Raw genomic sequence first — 15274 nt, 5'->3', positions numbered from 1 at the left:
TATGAGTGCGTTCAATGCAATCGGAGACGGAAGAGACGTTGATCAAAACGAGTTTACCCCTGGTCTTGAACCACAGCCGACGTGGTGCCCAGGATGTGGTGACTTCGGTGTCCTGAAGGCACTGAAAGGCGCTTCAGCAGAACTCGGCCGAACACCGGATGAGATTCTTCTCACGACCGGTATCGGCTGTTCTGGAAAACTCAACAGCTACTTTGAGAGCTATGGATTCCACACGCTCCACGGCCGATCGCTCCCGATCGCTCGTGCAGCAAAACTTGCGAACCCAGGTCTCGAAGTGGTTGCAGCAGGTGGTGACGGTGATGGCTACGGTATCGGTGGCAATCACTTCATGCACACCGCTCGTGAGAACCACGATATGACGTATATTGTGTTCAACAACGAGATTTTCGGCCTCACAAAGGGACAGACCTCCCCAACGAGTCCGAAAGGCCATAAGTCGAAAACACAGCCATCCGGAAGCGCAAAGGATCCAATCCGACCGCTTTCGCTAGCGCTGACATCCGGTGCGTCCTACGTCGCACGGACGGCAGCAGTGAATCCAAACCAGGCAAAAGAGATCATTATTGAGGCAATGGAGCACGACGGCTTTGCACACATTGACTTCCTCACCCAATGTCCAACCTGGAACAAGGATGCACGCCAGTACGTCCCATACATCGACGTACAAGACTCCGATGACTACGACTTCGACGTCAACGATCGACGCGAAGCAGCAGCAATGATGGCAGAGGTTGAGGATGCGCTCCACGAGGGAACCGTCCTTACTGGTCGATTCTACGTTGACGAGGACCGACCATCCTACCAACAGGAGAAACGTGCAATTGGCGAGATTCCAGAAGAACCGCTTGCAGAGCGGTACTTCGACGACTCCTACGAGTGGGAGCGATCGGCAGACCACTTCCTCGACAAGCACAAATAACAAGACACACTGCGCGAAGCGAAAACCGAGCACTCACAGGGTGTGTTTTGGTTTACGTGTTCGCAAGGTATTTTTTCTGCGAAACAAAATAGGTAGTTATGAGCACAACGTCTACCGCGGATCGTATTCTCTCCGTTCTTGAGGATGATGCACAAGCATCCTATGCGGAGATTGCTGACAGAGCAGGAGTATCAAAACCAACAGTTCGAAAATACATTAGACAGCTTGAAGATAGCGGCGTCATCGTTGGGTACTCTGCTGATATTGATCCGAAAAAGCTCTCCTCGCAATCAATTGCATTCGTGGGGATGGATGTCGATAGCGGCCGGTACGTCGAAGTCACCCGAAAGCTGCAGGCGCTTGATTCGATCGAGTCGCTGTATACCTCTTCAGGAGACCACATGCTGATGGCAGAAGTACGTGCTGGTGACGGTGATGAGTTGGGTACTATAATTGCAGAGGAGATTTTGGCGATCGATGGTGTGACGGCTGCACATCCGTCATTTCTACAAGAGCGATTAAAATAGAGAGTCGAACAGACCGCACGTCGCAGAGAGGTTACTCTTCATCAACACCGGTCGGTTCTGCAGGTTCGAAAAATCGGAATGAGCCGACGACAACGATTCCGACAAGTAACAACATAGTCACAATGTAGATTCCCCAGATCACGGTTGAGTCGTACTCGAAAAACACAGTAACACCCATAATAAACGTAATAAATGCGATTCGTAACACTGCAGCACCAGCAAAATGTGCCAATCCTGCATGATCCGTGATTTGTTCTGGCTGCGGGCCTGAAATAAGATCGACACGCCCACGATACCGAATTTGGTAGCCAAGATATGTTAAAAGGGTTGCAGAGCCAAACAGAACGATCGCCTCAAGCATTGATATTCTTTTGTGAGCGGGGCGTTTAGCTGATGTGGTTTTTTGTCTGTCCACATTCACCGTGCGTACCGAATACTAAACCCCTCGCAACTGTAAGCGACACTGTGCGATGACAACAGGTCAGCTCCCTGGGACAGACGTGGGTGAGGATCCGGTCGATCGGATCATTTTCCATGTCGATATGGACTGTTTTTATGCATCCTGTGAGCGGTTGAAAGAGCCGTCCTTAGACGGTAGGCCTGTTATTGTTGGGATGGGATACGAGCATGGTGAGACCCATGGTGCGGTCGCAACAGCCAGTTATGAGGCACGAGCACATGGTGTTGAAAGTGCCCAGCCAATACGGCAGGCACTAGACGCACTCCCACGCGTTGGACACACAGACGCAGGGTATGATGGCCCTGTCGGCCACTACCGTCCTGTTGACATGGAGTTTTACAAAGACATTGCAAGTGAAGTGAAATCAATTCTTCATGAGTGTGCTGAAACCGTTCGGGAAGTCAGCATTGACGAGGCATACCTCGATGTAACCGATCGGACAGGGTGGGATACAGTCTCTGACGGTGACACGAGAACGCTCGCAGAGGGTTACGCCCGATATATCAAGGATCGAATTGATCGGGAAGTCGGTGTTCCTGCAAGCATCGGGGTCGCCCCTGATATGGCAACTGCAAAGATCGCAAGCGACTTTGAGAAGCCGGATGGATTAACGGTCGTTCCGCCAGCAACAGTCAGATCGTTTCTGGAGCCAATTCCGATCGACGATATCCATGGTATTGGTCCAGTGACCGCGCGTGAACTCAGAGAACACGGGATTGAGACCGCAGGAGGACTTGCATCTGCCGATCGGACGATGTTGATAACACAGTTCGGTAGCCGCGGTGAAGAACTGTATGAACGAGCGCGGGGAGAAGATTCACGGGTGGTGACACCCAGCGGAAACCCGAAAAGCCTCTCACGGGAGTCTGCATTCACAGCGTCAACAGATGATTCTGCACAGATTCGAGAAAAGATACAGGCGCTTGCTGGGGATGTTGCAACCCGTGCCCGAAGCCGTGGGGCGTTGTATCGGACAATTGGAATTAAAATTGTCTCTCCACCGTTCGACGTAAACACCCGGGCACGATCGCTTCCCGGGCCTATTGATGACCCAGATGTAGTGTCAACGATTGCAGATGAGTTGTATACTGAGTTTGTGGGAGCAACTGTAAGAAAAGTGGGAGTGCGTGTTTCAAACCTTGATTTTGGAGCGAGCGATCAGGTCACATTGAGTGGATTCGAGAACGAACAGGGAGACACATCGCGACAGTCAGATTCCGGCACAGATCCGGACACACCTACCGGTGAGACGCTGTTAGACTGGGTCGATCCACCAGACACAACGGATGATGCAACCGAAGAGCGGTCTATATCTGAGGGGCAAGCGTCGTTATTTTCATTTTCGGATTCAGACGTCGATCCGCAAGAGTAGTGTGAAGCGATCGATCCTCGGTACAGAAAGTCACAATTCACAGTATAAACTATGTGTCTTCGGCGTTGCTATTCGATAGAGAATGAGTAACGCGGAGAAAATCACCGTCGCAGATGTAAGCGCCGGACTTGGTGGAACCGACGAGATCGAGCCTGGAACTCCCGTTGAACTCCCTGTTGTCGACATCCTTACGGGGAGAGGGTTTGTCACCGGAAAGTCAGGGTCTGGAAAGTCAAACACCGCGTCCGTGATGATGGAAAATTTGCTGGATAACAACTTTCCAGTGCTTGTTGTTGATTCGGATGGCGAATACTATGGCTTGAAAGAAGAGTACGAGGTACTACATGTCGGCGCGGATGAGGAGTGTGACATTCAAGTCAGTCCGGAGCATGCAGAAAAGATTGCTTCCTTAGCGCTCGAACAGAACGTTCCAATTATTTTAGACGTGTCAGGGTATTTAGATGATTCGGATGCCCAAGAGTTGATCTTAGAGACTGCCCGGCATCTATTCGCCAAAGAAAAGAAACTTAAAAAACCGTTTCTGCTTGTCATTGAGGAGTGCCACGAGTATATCCCCGAAAAAGGCGGGATGGGCGAGGCTGGAAAGATGCTCATTAAAATCGGAAAGCGAGGGCGAAAACACGGCCTCGGGATTTTAGGAATTAGCCAGCGGCCTGCAGATGTAAAGAAAGATTTCATTACGCAATGTGATTGGCTTGTTTGGCACCGCCTTACATGGCGAAACGACACCAAAGTTGTTGGCCGTATCCTTGGAAATGAGTATGCAAGTGCGGTTGAGGATCTTGGGGATGGTGAAGGATTTCTTGTCACTGACTGGTCCGAATCAATTCGCCGCGTGCAGTTCCACCGAAAGCGCACATTCGATGCTGGTGCAACACCTGGGTTAGACGATTTTGAGCGACCGGAATTAAAATCCGTCAGTGGAAACCTTGTTTCTGAGCTCGCAGATATCTCTGACGAAAAACAGCGCCGAGAGAGTACGATCGCCGATCTCCGCCAGCAGTTGGACACGAAAGATGCAACGATCCGACAGCTCAAACGCGAACTTGAGGAGGCCAAAGATCTCAGTCGTATGGCCGATCAGTTTGCACAAGCGCTCTTACAACGATCGGAGGCGCCGTATCATGGTGGTGAAGGACGGAATCTTGCGCGTGATGATGAGCAGTCCGATCTCTACGAGTATGAGCCTGGCGAGCACGTAGACGGAGAGCTTGACCAATCATCCGGAACACAAATACAGGGAGAAACAGATCAGGAGACAACGACAGATACAGACGAGTGGACGGACGAGCAGGTTCGGGCATGGGCAAAGTCAGACCAGGGAGAAGGTGATACAGACGTAGAGGCAGAGGCACACGCACAACCCTCCGAAGAGAATGTCGATGACGAAATTGCAGCACTTGCCAGGTTAGGGACGGTATCAAGGGAAGAGATCGCTGAGGAAGCGATGAAGTTTGCAGAGGCGGTCGACATTGGCACCCGACAGGCAGTCATTGAGGAATTAGTCGATCGGGTTACACAGCTCCCAGAGCCGAGTCTCGAAATTCTCCGTCACTATCGGGAAGTCAAAACAAGCGACCCGCTCACCGCACATATCGAAACTGGAGGCGATGCAGACCAACAGTTCGCATACAGTCGGCATCGCCCGCTCAGACAAGCAGGTGTTGTCCAACACATCGGTCGTGGAGAGTACGAGTATGCAGTTCCGGATTTAATCGATGATGCATATGCACACCAACTTGCAGACGATGAAGTGTCCGAGATGGTTGCGGCTGTGGAATCCGCGTTTGTGTCAGAGGTTGAAGATCCACGAGAGACCCGCCCGAGCAAAGCATCGACACCCGGATTTATGTTTGATATGGATTAGCTCGGACGCAGCTGATACCTCACATACGCACAAGGCGAGACCAAAGCACCTATTTTAGAGCCCGGATACGAGATCTTCAAGTACAGCTTTTGGATCGTCTGCTTTTGCAACACCGCTTGCAAGAAGCACACCTGTTGCACCGAGTTCGCCTGCAGAAACCACATCATCGCCAGTTGAAACTCCAGCACCACAGAATACGTCGACGTCTTCGTTCACAGCAGCCGCAGCCGAAACGGCATCTTTGACAATATCTGGGTCGGCGCTACTTACGGACACGTCCCCACCAATTAGCTCCGGTGGCTCAACCGCAACAGAGTCAGGTGACAACGCAGCAACCGCTGCGGTTTGTTCAGGATTGTTCGCACAGACACATGTTTCAAGTCCCACGCGTTCTGCGGCTTCGATCGAACCGTCAATATCTGCAAGTTTGCGTCGGTTCTCCGAGTGGTTGATCAGCGTTCCAACCGCACCTGCATCCGCGACCGCTTCCGCGAGCGTGCTACCAGTGAAACTTCCATGTCCGTTTGGCGAGACGTGTTGGGCCCACGTTTCGACGCCGGTTTCTGAGACACGTTCAAGATGCGCTGCTTGTGCAGCGACAGCAATTCTAACACCAGAGGACTCTGCAACCGTATTCGCTGCAGTTGCGATTTCGACTGGGTCACACGGGTACGCTTTCAAATTAACCAGAATGAACATTTGTACATATTGCCGTTCGTCCTGAAACGCAAATAGCTTGATCATTTCGGCTACAGTTGCGTCGAGATGTGTATGTACCAGCGCATTGATCGTGTTAATGCAGTGCAAAACTCCAAATAGTTGTGCAGTGTAGTATTTGTATCGAGGATGTCCCTCATCGAACTTATCTCGGGCGTTGAAGCCCATGAAAAGGTGCTCACTGTGGTTAATGCGGATCCAGAGGCAGTGGATTCGCTCCGAGAGCACTTTTCCGATCGCAACATCTCTGTCAAATCCGGGACACTGGATGGTAGTCCGCAATCGTTTGTTGTGCTGAGCCGCGACGGCGAATTTGTTACTGCAGCAGGTGTTGATGAAATTTTAGGTTTAAGTAGCTCTACAGAGCCTGGATTTGAAACGGAAACGTACAGACCAATATTGGATCATCTTGACGAGACGATGTTTACCTCCTACTCGATCGGAAAGATGGTCGCTGCCTCCCGCGAAATTGAAGACCGAGCCTTCCGAATCGGTAGAGGCCAGCTACACTCCGGCTTCCAGACGCTATCGGTGCTTGCAGGAGAGGTCCCAACATACAACCGGATTGGGTCTCGAGACGGACTTGATGTGCATGCGTATGCCGCACCGGAAGGGGATGTCCCAGATCATGACGGATTTACGATCCACGTCGAGCGGGCACCTGAAATCAGAAACACATGGTTTGTTGCTTATGATGGAGCAGGGATTGACCAAAATAAATGCGCGCTCTTGGCTGAAGAACGAGAGCCACGTCAGTTCTACGGCTTTTGGAGCTATGATCCGAGTACCGTCGATTATATTATTTCACATCTCACGACAAGCTATGGATTTGTTGAGACAGACGGTGGAGACTCCTCGGATCCTTCGGACTTGCTCAAAAAATAACCTGGTCGTTCGTGATCAGTCTTTTCGCTTGACAACGTCACCGAGTGTCATCCCGCTGCTGGATCCGCTAGACCAGTCATCAGCATCAACATCGGTTCCTTCGGTAAGTGAGATATCGAGCGATCGTTCGAGTTTCTTTTGAACGCCATCACTCGGAAGAATATCACCGCGTTCGAGTTTGCGAATGAGGCTTGCTTTTTCATTGAGTTTGTTTGCAAGTTCCTCCTGTGTCAGATTTCGTGACTCTCGCGCACTCCGAATCCGATCGTCATAGTCTGCTGCAATCTCGTCCATATCATCGAACATATCACGGCGTCGACGAGTCGATCCGGAGCTGGAAGACGATCCTGCGCCCGCAGAGCTTGTGGAAGCACCGCTAGCTTTCCCAGAACTGGAGGAGGTAGAGTATTTGCTTCCGGAGCTAGATGGCGACGTAGTGCGGACTTCAGTGCCGAAATCCTTACACGAGTCACAGAGTTCTAGCTCGGCACCTTCAACTTTCGTGGTAGTGAGCGACCCTTGAGTCGCACCACACATCTCGCACTGTGGCATACCTTCCGTTACACTGCCCCCGAATAAAAAAGGTGCGTCGTCGGATAACTGCGTTACTACTCAATATCTGACCACGCACCCCAGAATCGCTGGAATGCGGTGAGATGGCCTACAACCGCGAACAGCACAAGCAAGAGGCCAATTAAATTAAGCCCGAAAATGAGCGCTGCCGGGTAGACAGCCGTCGCGACGCCAATAAAACCGATAAGTGCGAGTCGATCGGCTCGCCCAAGCAGGCCACCATATGCTCGACCGAGGCCAACCGCTTGGATCTGTGTCCCGAGGTACGAGGTCATCAACACACCGGTAACCGCTGCAAAGCCAAGCGCGTACTGTTCAATTCCAGCAGCAAGTCCAGCAAGGATAATAATATCTGCATACCGATCCAGAACGTGATCAAGAAGATCGCCGCTTGCTGATGCGCTGTTCTGCTCACGTGCGAGTGCACCATCGAGAAGGTCCAGCCACCCGTTTGCTAAGACAAATAGCGCACCAAGAAGATACCAGATCGGTTCAGCAAACGAGAAGGCAACAGCCGCAGCGCCTGCAAACCCAACTGCAAGGACACTGACGCTGTTTGGCGTGAGCCCCACTTTATCGGCGGCAGTGACAAATGGGGAGAGCAGTCGGTTTGCAACAGGGCGGAACTGATCAAGTGTCATTGTGTGAGGTACTGCGTAAAGTCTACCGTCCCAGCGCTTGGTTCTTTTGTTCCTGTGACGACGGCTTCAATTTCGGTTGCAACTTCTTTCGGTTTTTTCCCAGTTGTGTCAATCTCATACACCTTCTCTGCACCGTGTTGGGAAACCGCCTCCGAGAGGAGTACATCGAGGGCTTCGCTTTCAGCATTTTCCCGTGCCTTTTTCGGTGTCTCACCACGGTCAAGTAGTCGTGATTCCAGTGTTGCAGGCTCACATCGAAGAACAATCACTCGATCGGCATCAAGATAGTGTGAAAGATGTGACTCGACGATTCCCTCCCATGCACCGAGGTGAGACCGAACGGCGTCGAGATCAGCAATGAGCGAATCTCGATCGGTGTCGCGCTCCGTCCACAGTTCATGGGTAGTTATTGTTTCGTTAAGATGGACGATGGGCACTGAAAGGGAGTCTGCTGCAGTAACAGCAGTCGTTTTTCCAGTTCCAGGAGTCCCGGTAACAGCAACGCGCATCAGTGGATCGCAACCTCGTTGAGAATCGAATTCAGCGTCTCAACGGCTTTGTGTGTCTCCGATCGAGTTCCACACGAAATGCGAACACACTGTGGAAGTCCAAAGCTTGTGCAGTCACGGATGATTACGCCGCGTGCTTGACTCTCTGCTGCGACTGTTTTTGCATCGCCGACATCTGCAAGAATAAAGTTCCCTGCGCTATCCCACGTTTGGGCGTCGAGGTTTGATTGCATGTATTCACGGGACCACTGTGCTGTCTCTACGGACTGTGTGACGTGCTCGTCGTCGGTGAGGGCAGCGAGTGCAGCCCGGCAGGCAAGCTCGTTCGCGGCAAATGGTGTATTCACACGAGCGTATGCATCAGCCCACGATTCAGGAACAACCGCATAGCCGATACGGAGACCAGCAAGGCCATATGCCTTTGAGAACGTTCGAAGGACAGCAATATTGTCATGGTCATCGTCATCGATCAGTCCGATGCTGCTTGGTCGCTCACTGTACTCACCATACGCTTCATCAACCACAATGAGCGTGTCATCGTCGACCGCATCTGCAATTTCAACAATCGCCGCTCGTGAGAACTCCTTGCCAGTTGGGTTGTGTGGACTTGTGAGATAGACAATTCGTTCGCCAGCATACGCATCTAAAACCAAAGCATTGGTTTGTGCAAAGTCGGATTCCTTTGAGAGGGTGTAGCTCGTCGCTGTACCGTGATGGTACTTTGCGCTCATGCTGTAGTATGAAAAGCCAGGTTCAGGTTCGAGAATCCGATCGCCCGGTTCGAGCATTGCGCGTGAGAGTAGATCGATCGCCCCATCGGCACCAGGTGTGAGCCAAACCTGTTCATCAGTGACGCCCCACTTGTCTGCGATCGCCGCAGTAAGGTCCGTATGTGAGGCCTTTGGATAGACGTTGAGCCCATTTGTTTCGGCGTGTGTCACGACGGCTTCAATTGCCTTTGGGCTGGAGCCATGTGGATTTTCGTTTGATGAGAGTTTGATCAGTTCGGATGGATCGAGCCCGAGTTCACGGGCGACTTCTTCGATCCCTCGACCTGGGACGTACGGGGCGTTTGCAGAGAGATCCCGCGGTTGCATATGCGTCGAATTCGGCCGCCGAGCCTTAAGAGTGCTTACACCTCGCCGTCAGTGCCCTCGGCCTACGGAATGCGGACACTGTGTTCGAGGGTTCCGATCCCTTCGATTTCGATTGCCACGTCGTCACCGTCAGAGAGTGGGCCAACGCCTGCAGGCGTTCCAGTCGAGATGACATCACCGGGTTCAAGCGTCATATATGCTGAAATCTCTTCAATGAGCTCAGGAACCGAAAAGAAGAACTGGTCGATTGATGAGGACTGCTTTGTCTCGCCGTTCACACGGAGCTCGATCGATGCGTCCTCGGGAACCGCTGTCGGGTCTGCAAGCACTGGGCCGAGGACAGCGCTGTTATCAAACGCCTTCCCACGAACCCAGTTCGTTTCAATATCCTGATCATCACGGTTCGAGATATCGTTCATACAGGTGTAGCCCGCGACAGACGCCAACGCATCGTCTGCAGTAGCATTTCGACACTGTTCACCGATGACGATCGCGAACTCAGCCTCCCAGTCAATCCGATCTTTTCCAGCAGGCAACGTGACAGTGCTATTCGGTGGCGAGACCGCGTTTGGCGGTTTCAAAAATAGTAGGGGCCGTTCTGGAACCTCCTTATCACGTTCTGCAGCGTGGTCTGCGTAGTTTAATCCCACACAGACAATCTTGGATGGCTCACAGGGAGCAAGGAGTGTCACATCGTCTTTGGAGAGGTCATATGTTTCGCCGCCTGCAGTGACCGTACCTTCGTTGTATGTGCCGGTTCGAACTGTCCCCGCGGGATCACGGAATCGTGCAGTGTACATACCCACCCTCACGATAGCAGGATGAAAAAGCGTTCGTGCATCGGCAGGTGATGCACTCGAGATAGTCAGTCGGAGCGCCGCCATCTTTTATGTGGATTTACCGAGTATATGTAGGTGGATTATGACGATGGAACTCACGTGGCACGGCCACTCGACTTGGTATGTGACTGTTGGTGAGACGACGCTTCTGATCGACCCGTTTTTTGACAACCCAAAGACGGAACTTGATGCAAGCGACATTGAGACGCCGGACTACGTGCTGTTAACGCATGGGCACGCGGATCATATTGCTGATGCAGAAGCATTCCCGGAGGCGACGATTGTTGCAACACCGGAGCTTGCATCCTTCATGAACGACGAGTTCGGGTTAGAAAATGCAGTTGGTGGGATGGGAATGAACCTTGGTGGGACTGTTGAATGTGGCGATGCGTATGTAACAATGGTCCGTGCAGACCACAGTAACGGAATCAACACGGGCTATGATACCTCCGCAGGGATGCCTGCTGGCTACGTTATCAGCGATACAAAACCAACACAGGTCTCCGACGGAGAATCAACGACATTCTATCATGCTGGAGACACAAGCCTCATGACCGAGATGCGTGAGGTAATCGGCTCATATCTTGAACCGGATGCTGCAGCCGTCCCGATCGGTGATCATTTCACTATGGGACCATGGCAGGCTGCGGTTGCTGTTGACTGGCTGAGTGTCGATCACGCCTTCCCGATGCATTATGATACGTTCCCGCCGATCGAAGTCGATACAGACGACTTCGTTCGTGAAGTCAAGGCAACTGGATCGAACACGGAGGTCCATGTACTTGAAGCGGATGAACCGTTCCAGTTGGAATAAATAACTGTGGGTAGCACTGCCCACAGACGATCGTAAACACTGAATATTTTTGTATTTATATTGACACGCTTACAAGCAGATTTGGTGGATACACACAGACACTTGTATGTTCTGTTAGTAAGAGACGGAACCGCTTGAGCAAGCTTTAGGACGGATGCAGACATTAGTGTAAACGCTATGAGCGACATTGAAACATCCACCGTAAGCGAAGAAGGATACGCAAGCACGAGCCAAGTTGGCGAGTTTGAACTGTCAATTGACGCACTTGATGAAGCCGGTCCAAATCCGAATGCTGTGCTCGTCGCAGACTATGCGGCGTGTTTCCTCCCTGCGTTCCGCGTTGGTGGCCAAAAAGAAGGCGTTGACGATCTTGGAAAGATCCAGATCGATGCAGAAGCAGACCTTGATGACGGGGATGATCTCTCTGCAATTCGGTTTACAATGCACGTTGAAGCGGATCTCTCAGATGAGGAGTTCGCTGCAATCGTCGAACGAGCAGAAGGAATCTGTCACGTTCACGCAGCACTCAAACCGGAGCTTCACGCATCGATCGACGTCCACGGTAACGCGTTCTAACGGCTCCGACACCAGTTCAACTTTCTTTTGTGCAGCAGACGCAACCAATAGCGAACGCTTAGCGACGGTACGCTCGATACGTCATTGCGGCCCCATCAACAATTACGACATCTGTTTCCGACACATGGTATTGAGGCGTTGGCTCGCGTTCGTCACGGAAGACGTACGGTGAATGGTTCGACTCCATACGAACACATTTGTCGACTAGTATAAAAATATATGCTAGTTAATACCTCACATGATAATTAGTAGAGAACGCGATCGAACTCAGCAAGCGACTCAAGAACATAGTCCGGTTGAATATCGCTCTCAGAGAGCGTCGTATTGTCTGTCACGCCGGTTTTGACGAGCACGGTGGTCATTCCTGCGTTTTTACCCAACAGAATGTCTGTGTCAAGTCGATCGCCCACTACAAGACACTCGCTTGGATCGGGATTTCCGAGCCGATCGAGTGCGAGTTGCGCCGTGTATGGTGACGGTTTTCCACAGATCTGCTCAACGCTGCGGTTGGTGACGTTCTCGATCGCACCAATAATTGCTCCAGAGCCAGGGATGTCTCCGTGATCAGTCGGGATGATAATATCCGGGTCCGTCCCAATGAACGGGATCGACGGGTCTTTGAGAATTGTCAACGAATCCTGTAGATCTTGGTACGAGAAGTTGAAATCGATCGACGCAACGAGCGTTTCTGCCTGCTCAACCGATTCGGTCTGGGAGAGTCCGGCCTCTTCAAACTGCGTGGAGACGCCCGGTTCACCGATCAGAAAGATGTCCTCATTCGCATGAAACTCAGAGAGGTATGTTGTTGTTGCAGTGCCCGCAGTAATGACATCATCACCAGTAACAGTAACACCAGCATGTGCGAGCCGGGCTTGATATGCGGGAGGCATTTTTGTTGGATTGTTCGAAACGAACAGCCGGTTGAGTCCTGCATCTTCGGCAGTTTCCAGACCAACACGTGCACCGTCAATTGGTGTGTCCCCGCGCACGATCGTGCCATCAACATCAAAAATTACTGCCCGATAATTCATAGTCAATGTACGTGCTACGATCCATTCAATCCGCCGATCATTTTGTTGATGAAATTAACCGTTCCGATATCGGTATACAACACAAAAACGGAAAGACACTATGTGATGCAGTACGTATAGTGTCGTATTGTGACAACTACCCAGTTGACGCTCATTCAGATCGATAACTACGGCCCATGGACAGTAACTCCCGAGCCCCGCAGAGAGATGGATCTTCAGACCCTCCAATCCCGGCTTTTCGCAGATATTGCACAGTTCATTGGTGGTCGGAATGGGTACGTATTCTACACACGGTTTGACAATATGGTCGCCGTCACAAACGGGATCGACAGAGAAGAACACAGAATCCTACAGGAAAGTATCCGCAATCGATATCCGGTAACGATCAGTCTTGGTGTCGGTGTCGGAGCAACACCTGCGGTTGCACTCGATGAGGCAACCGAACACATTCAAGCAGCAGGCAGCGCACAGGATAAAGACCGAACAGAGGTTCTGAGCGGCACATTCCTCCCTGAAGAGGATGTGCAGGAGATCCATATCGCGCACTTTGATGTCAATGATGCAACCGGGCGCTACACAGACCAGATGAACGAGTATGACTCATTCATCCATATCGAGCGAAGCTATGCCTCCCTGATGGAGTATATGCGGACCGAACATGGTGCACTGTCCTTCTTTGTTGGTGGAGACAACATCATCGCCGTCTGCCCATCGCTTACATCGACAGAGTACCAAGCGGCGATTGATCACGTCCGTAGTGATGTCAACGTCGAACTAAAGGTTGGAATTGGCAATGGCAAGTCACCACATGAAGCAGGGATCGCTGCAAAACATGCGCTTGAGGACTGTCGATTTGACGGCACAACCGTCGAGTTTGCAGGCTCAAAAGCACACGCAAGTGGCGACTGATGAGTAAATCTCGCCGGGCACTGTACTTCACTGCCCCGCGATCGGCAGAACTTCGAGAAGAGGAGCAACCAACACCAGCGGCTGGAGAGGTGCTCGTCGAAACCAGCGTTTCAGCGGTCAGCCCGGGGACAGAGCTACTGATTTATCGTGGCGACGCGCCAACAGACCTTCCAGCCGATCTCTCGATCGACTCGCTGGATGGCTCGCTCTCATATCCGCTTCAGTACGGGTATGCTGCAGTTGGTGTTGTTACTGCTGTCGGTGAGCACGTCTCTTCCTCATGGCTCGGCACACAGGTATTTGGGTTTCAGCCGCATCAGAGCCATTTTGTCGCTACACCGGATGTGCTTCGACCGGTGCCGGATGAGATCGAACCAGCAGTCGCATCGCTACTGCCAACAATGGAAACCGCAATCTCGCTTGCACATGACGGGGCACCGAAAATCGGTGAGGAAGTGGTTGTTTTCGGGCAAGGCTTGGTTGGGTTGCTCTTGACGACAGTGCTTTCATCATTTCCGTTGTCCAGGCTCATTACCGTGGATCCGATCTCTGCTCGCCGATCGCAATCGCGACAGTGTGGTGCAGATGTAAGCATTCATCCTGCTGAACTACAAGACACAATTATGCTCCCGAAAAACGCCGACAGTGAGCTTGCTGGCTGTGACCTCTGTTATGAGCTGTCTGGAAATCCTGCTGCGCTTGATAGTGCAGTTGAGGTAACTGGCTACGACGGGCGGGTTATTATTGGGTCGTGGTACGGCAATAAGGATGTCTCACTCTCTCTTGGAGGTCGGTTCCACCGAAGCCGAATCTCATTGCAAGCAAGTCAAGTCAGTACGATCGACCCTGCACTTCGGGGGCGATGGACTGCTGATAGACGTTTCGACGTTGTCTGGGAGCAGCTCTCAACACTTGATGAAACGAGCCTTGAACTGCTCTCGATGCCATTTGATGATGCACCAAAAGCGTATGAGACGCTTGATCGGTCCCCAGCTGATGCGATTGGTGTCAGATTCCACTACTAACGCTGCATACTATTTTCAATCTGTGGCCCATAGTAGCAGTATGTCTACAACTGAGGCTGCCACAGGCACGTATCGAGTCTCTGTTGAACGATCATTCATCGCGCAACATTTTCTGACGGTCCCAAACCCAGGTCCAGAAGGGGAGCTCCACTCACACCAGTTCCGCTTGCAAGTAACATTCAGTGGTGATAGACTGAATGAGTATGGCTATCTGGTAGACATTGATGCAATCAAAGAAGCCATGGATGCGATCGTTGACACATATGGCGATGAGACCCTCAACGAGTTACCACCATTTTCGGGGTTGAACCCGAGTGTCGAGCATTTTTCTCGGATTGTGTGTGAAGAGATTCTTGAGTCAACAGCAGTTGATGTTCCAACGCAGATTACGGTTCGACTGTGGGAAGATGATGAGGCGTATGCGTCATTTACCACAGAAATCTGAGTCGCTCATTGCGCAACCAATTTGTT

19 protein-coding genes are annotated in these 15274 nt (G+C 51.6%); 10 read left to right on the top strand and 9 right to left on the bottom strand.

Annotated features, from left to right (window positions below; genetic code table 11):
• The first annotated feature begins 1 nt into the window (after window position 1).
• Both AArcSt2_RS08865 and lrpA1 read left to right on the top strand, forming a co-directional pair.
• The gene (locus AArcSt2_RS08865; protein ID WP_174653836.1) at window positions 2–940 is read left to right on the top strand and encodes a thiamine pyrophosphate-dependent enzyme; all 939 of its coding nucleotides are present in this window, start codon (window positions 2–4) and stop codon (window positions 938–940) included.
• Between the two features lie 98 nt (window positions 941–1038).
• The gene (gene lrpA1, locus AArcSt2_RS08860) at window positions 1039–1467 is read left to right on the top strand and encodes an HTH-type transcriptional regulator LrpA1 (protein ID WP_174653837.1); all 429 of its coding nucleotides are present in this window, start codon (window positions 1039–1041) and stop codon (window positions 1465–1467) included.
• A gap of 31 nt (window positions 1468–1498) precedes the next feature.
• Here lrpA1 and AArcSt2_RS08855 read toward each other — a convergent pair whose 3' ends face one another.
• Complete coding sequence (locus AArcSt2_RS08855) at window positions 1499–1828, bottom strand: hypothetical protein (protein ID WP_174653838.1); 330 nt, start codon at window positions 1826–1828, stop codon at window positions 1499–1501.
• A gap of 109 nt (window positions 1829–1937) precedes the next feature.
• Between AArcSt2_RS08855 and dinB the strand changes: the two genes are divergently transcribed.
• The gene (gene dinB / locus AArcSt2_RS08850) at window positions 1938–3299 is read left to right on the top strand and encodes a DNA polymerase IV (RefSeq protein ID WP_250584026.1); all 1362 of its coding nucleotides are present in this window, start codon (window positions 1938–1940) and stop codon (window positions 3297–3299) included.
• Between the two features lie 82 nt (window positions 3300–3381).
• Window positions 3382–5187, top strand: a complete 1806-nt coding sequence (locus tag AArcSt2_RS08845; RefSeq protein ID WP_250584024.1) for a helicase HerA domain-containing protein — start codon at window positions 3382–3384, stop codon at window positions 5185–5187.
• 54 nt (window positions 5188–5241) lie between these two features.
• Here AArcSt2_RS08845 and tpiA read toward each other — a convergent pair whose 3' ends face one another.
• On the bottom strand, window positions 5242–5886 hold the full coding sequence (tpiA, locus tag AArcSt2_RS08840) for a triose-phosphate isomerase (RefSeq protein WP_250584022.1): 645 nt from the start codon (window positions 5884–5886) through the stop codon (window positions 5242–5244).
• Between the two features lie 147 nt (window positions 5887–6033).
• Here tpiA and AArcSt2_RS08835 point away from each other — a divergent pair, with 147 nt between their 5' ends.
• The gene (locus AArcSt2_RS08835) at window positions 6034–6789 is read left to right on the top strand and encodes a DICT sensory domain-containing protein (protein WP_250584020.1); all 756 of its coding nucleotides are present in this window, start codon (window positions 6034–6036) and stop codon (window positions 6787–6789) included.
• A 15-nt stretch (window positions 6790–6804) separates the two neighbouring features.
• Here the strand turns inward: AArcSt2_RS08835 and AArcSt2_RS08830 are convergent, their stop codons facing one another.
• The 5 genes from AArcSt2_RS08830 to AArcSt2_RS08810 all read right to left on the bottom strand — a co-directional run bounded on the left by AArcSt2_RS08830 (window position 6805) and on the right by AArcSt2_RS08810 (window position 10409).
• Complete coding sequence (locus tag AArcSt2_RS08830; protein ID WP_174653842.1) at window positions 6805–7341, bottom strand: multiprotein bridging factor aMBF1; 537 nt, start codon at window positions 7339–7341, stop codon at window positions 6805–6807.
• Window positions 7342–7397: 56 nt separating this feature from the next.
• Complete coding sequence (locus AArcSt2_RS08825; RefSeq protein WP_250584018.1) at window positions 7398–8003, bottom strand: CDP-alcohol phosphatidyltransferase family protein; 606 nt, start codon at window positions 8001–8003, stop codon at window positions 7398–7400.
• Entirely contained in the window at window positions 8000–8512 is a 513-nt protein-coding gene (locus AArcSt2_RS08820; RefSeq protein ID WP_250584016.1) for an adenylate kinase family protein, read from the bottom strand. The genes AArcSt2_RS08825 and AArcSt2_RS08820 overlap by 4 nt, the downstream gene beginning before the upstream one ends.
• Window positions 8512–9609: a histidinol-phosphate transaminase gene (hisC, locus tag AArcSt2_RS08815; RefSeq protein ID WP_250584014.1), complete on the bottom strand. Its 1098-nt coding sequence runs from the start codon at window positions 9607–9609 to the stop codon at window positions 8512–8514. Before hisC ends, AArcSt2_RS08820 begins: the two co-directional genes overlap by 1 nt.
• Window positions 9610–9671: 62 nt before the next feature.
• Window positions 9672–10409 carry a fumarylacetoacetate hydrolase family protein gene (locus AArcSt2_RS08810; RefSeq protein ID WP_250584012.1) on the bottom strand — a complete coding sequence of 246 codons (738 nt, stop codon included), beginning with the start codon at window positions 10407–10409 and terminating at the stop codon, window positions 9672–9674.
• Between the two features lie 127 nt (window positions 10410–10536).
• On the opposite strand from AArcSt2_RS08810, the gene AArcSt2_RS08805 reads away from it, so the two are divergent.
• A complete protein-coding gene (locus tag AArcSt2_RS08805) occupies window positions 10537–11262 on the top strand; it encodes a metal-dependent hydrolase (RefSeq protein ID WP_250584010.1) in 726 nt (241 codons plus the stop codon).
• 177 nt (window positions 11263–11439) lie between these two features.
• Window positions 11440–11838, top strand: coding sequence for an OsmC family protein (locus AArcSt2_RS08800; protein WP_174653847.1), 399 nt, complete (start codon window positions 11440–11442; stop codon window positions 11836–11838).
• A gap of 58 nt (window positions 11839–11896) precedes the next feature.
• Here AArcSt2_RS08800 and AArcSt2_RS16720 read toward each other — a convergent pair whose 3' ends face one another.
• Window positions 11897–12025, bottom strand: a complete 129-nt coding sequence (locus AArcSt2_RS16720; RefSeq protein ID WP_302928667.1) for a hypothetical protein — start codon at window positions 12023–12025, stop codon at window positions 11897–11899.
• 58 nt (window positions 12026–12083) lie between these two features.
• The gene (locus AArcSt2_RS08795) at window positions 12084–12869 is read right to left on the bottom strand and encodes an HAD-IIA family hydrolase (protein ID WP_250584008.1); all 786 of its coding nucleotides are present in this window, start codon (window positions 12867–12869) and stop codon (window positions 12084–12086) included.
• A gap of 129 nt (window positions 12870–12998) precedes the next feature.
• Between AArcSt2_RS08795 and AArcSt2_RS08790 the strand changes: the two genes are divergently transcribed.
• The 3 genes from AArcSt2_RS08790 to AArcSt2_RS08780 are packed head-to-tail and all read left to right on the top strand — an operon-like array spanning window position 12999 to window position 15248.
• On the top strand, window positions 12999–13778 hold the full coding sequence (locus AArcSt2_RS08790) for a GTP cyclohydrolase IIa (RefSeq protein ID WP_250584006.1): 780 nt from the start codon (window positions 12999–13001) through the stop codon (window positions 13776–13778).
• On the top strand, window positions 13778–14803 hold the full coding sequence (locus AArcSt2_RS08785; RefSeq protein ID WP_174653850.1) for a zinc-binding dehydrogenase: 1026 nt from the start codon (window positions 13778–13780) through the stop codon (window positions 14801–14803). The genes AArcSt2_RS08790 and AArcSt2_RS08785 overlap by 1 nt, the downstream gene beginning before the upstream one ends.
• 40 nt (window positions 14804–14843) lie before the next feature.
• On the top strand, window positions 14844–15248 hold the full coding sequence (locus AArcSt2_RS08780; RefSeq protein WP_250584004.1) for a 6-pyruvoyl trahydropterin synthase family protein: 405 nt from the start codon (window positions 14844–14846) through the stop codon (window positions 15246–15248).
• The last annotated feature ends 26 nt before the right edge of the window (window positions 15249–15274 follow it).

Origin of the sequence: Natronocalculus amylovorans, assembly GCF_023638035.1 — an archaeon.
Classification (GTDB): Archaea; Halobacteriota; Halobacteria; order Halobacteriales; family Haloferacaceae; genus Natronocalculus; species Natronocalculus amylovorans.
Note: the sequence above shows the minus strand (reverse complement) of the source record. Positions and strands in the feature narration are given on the sequence as shown.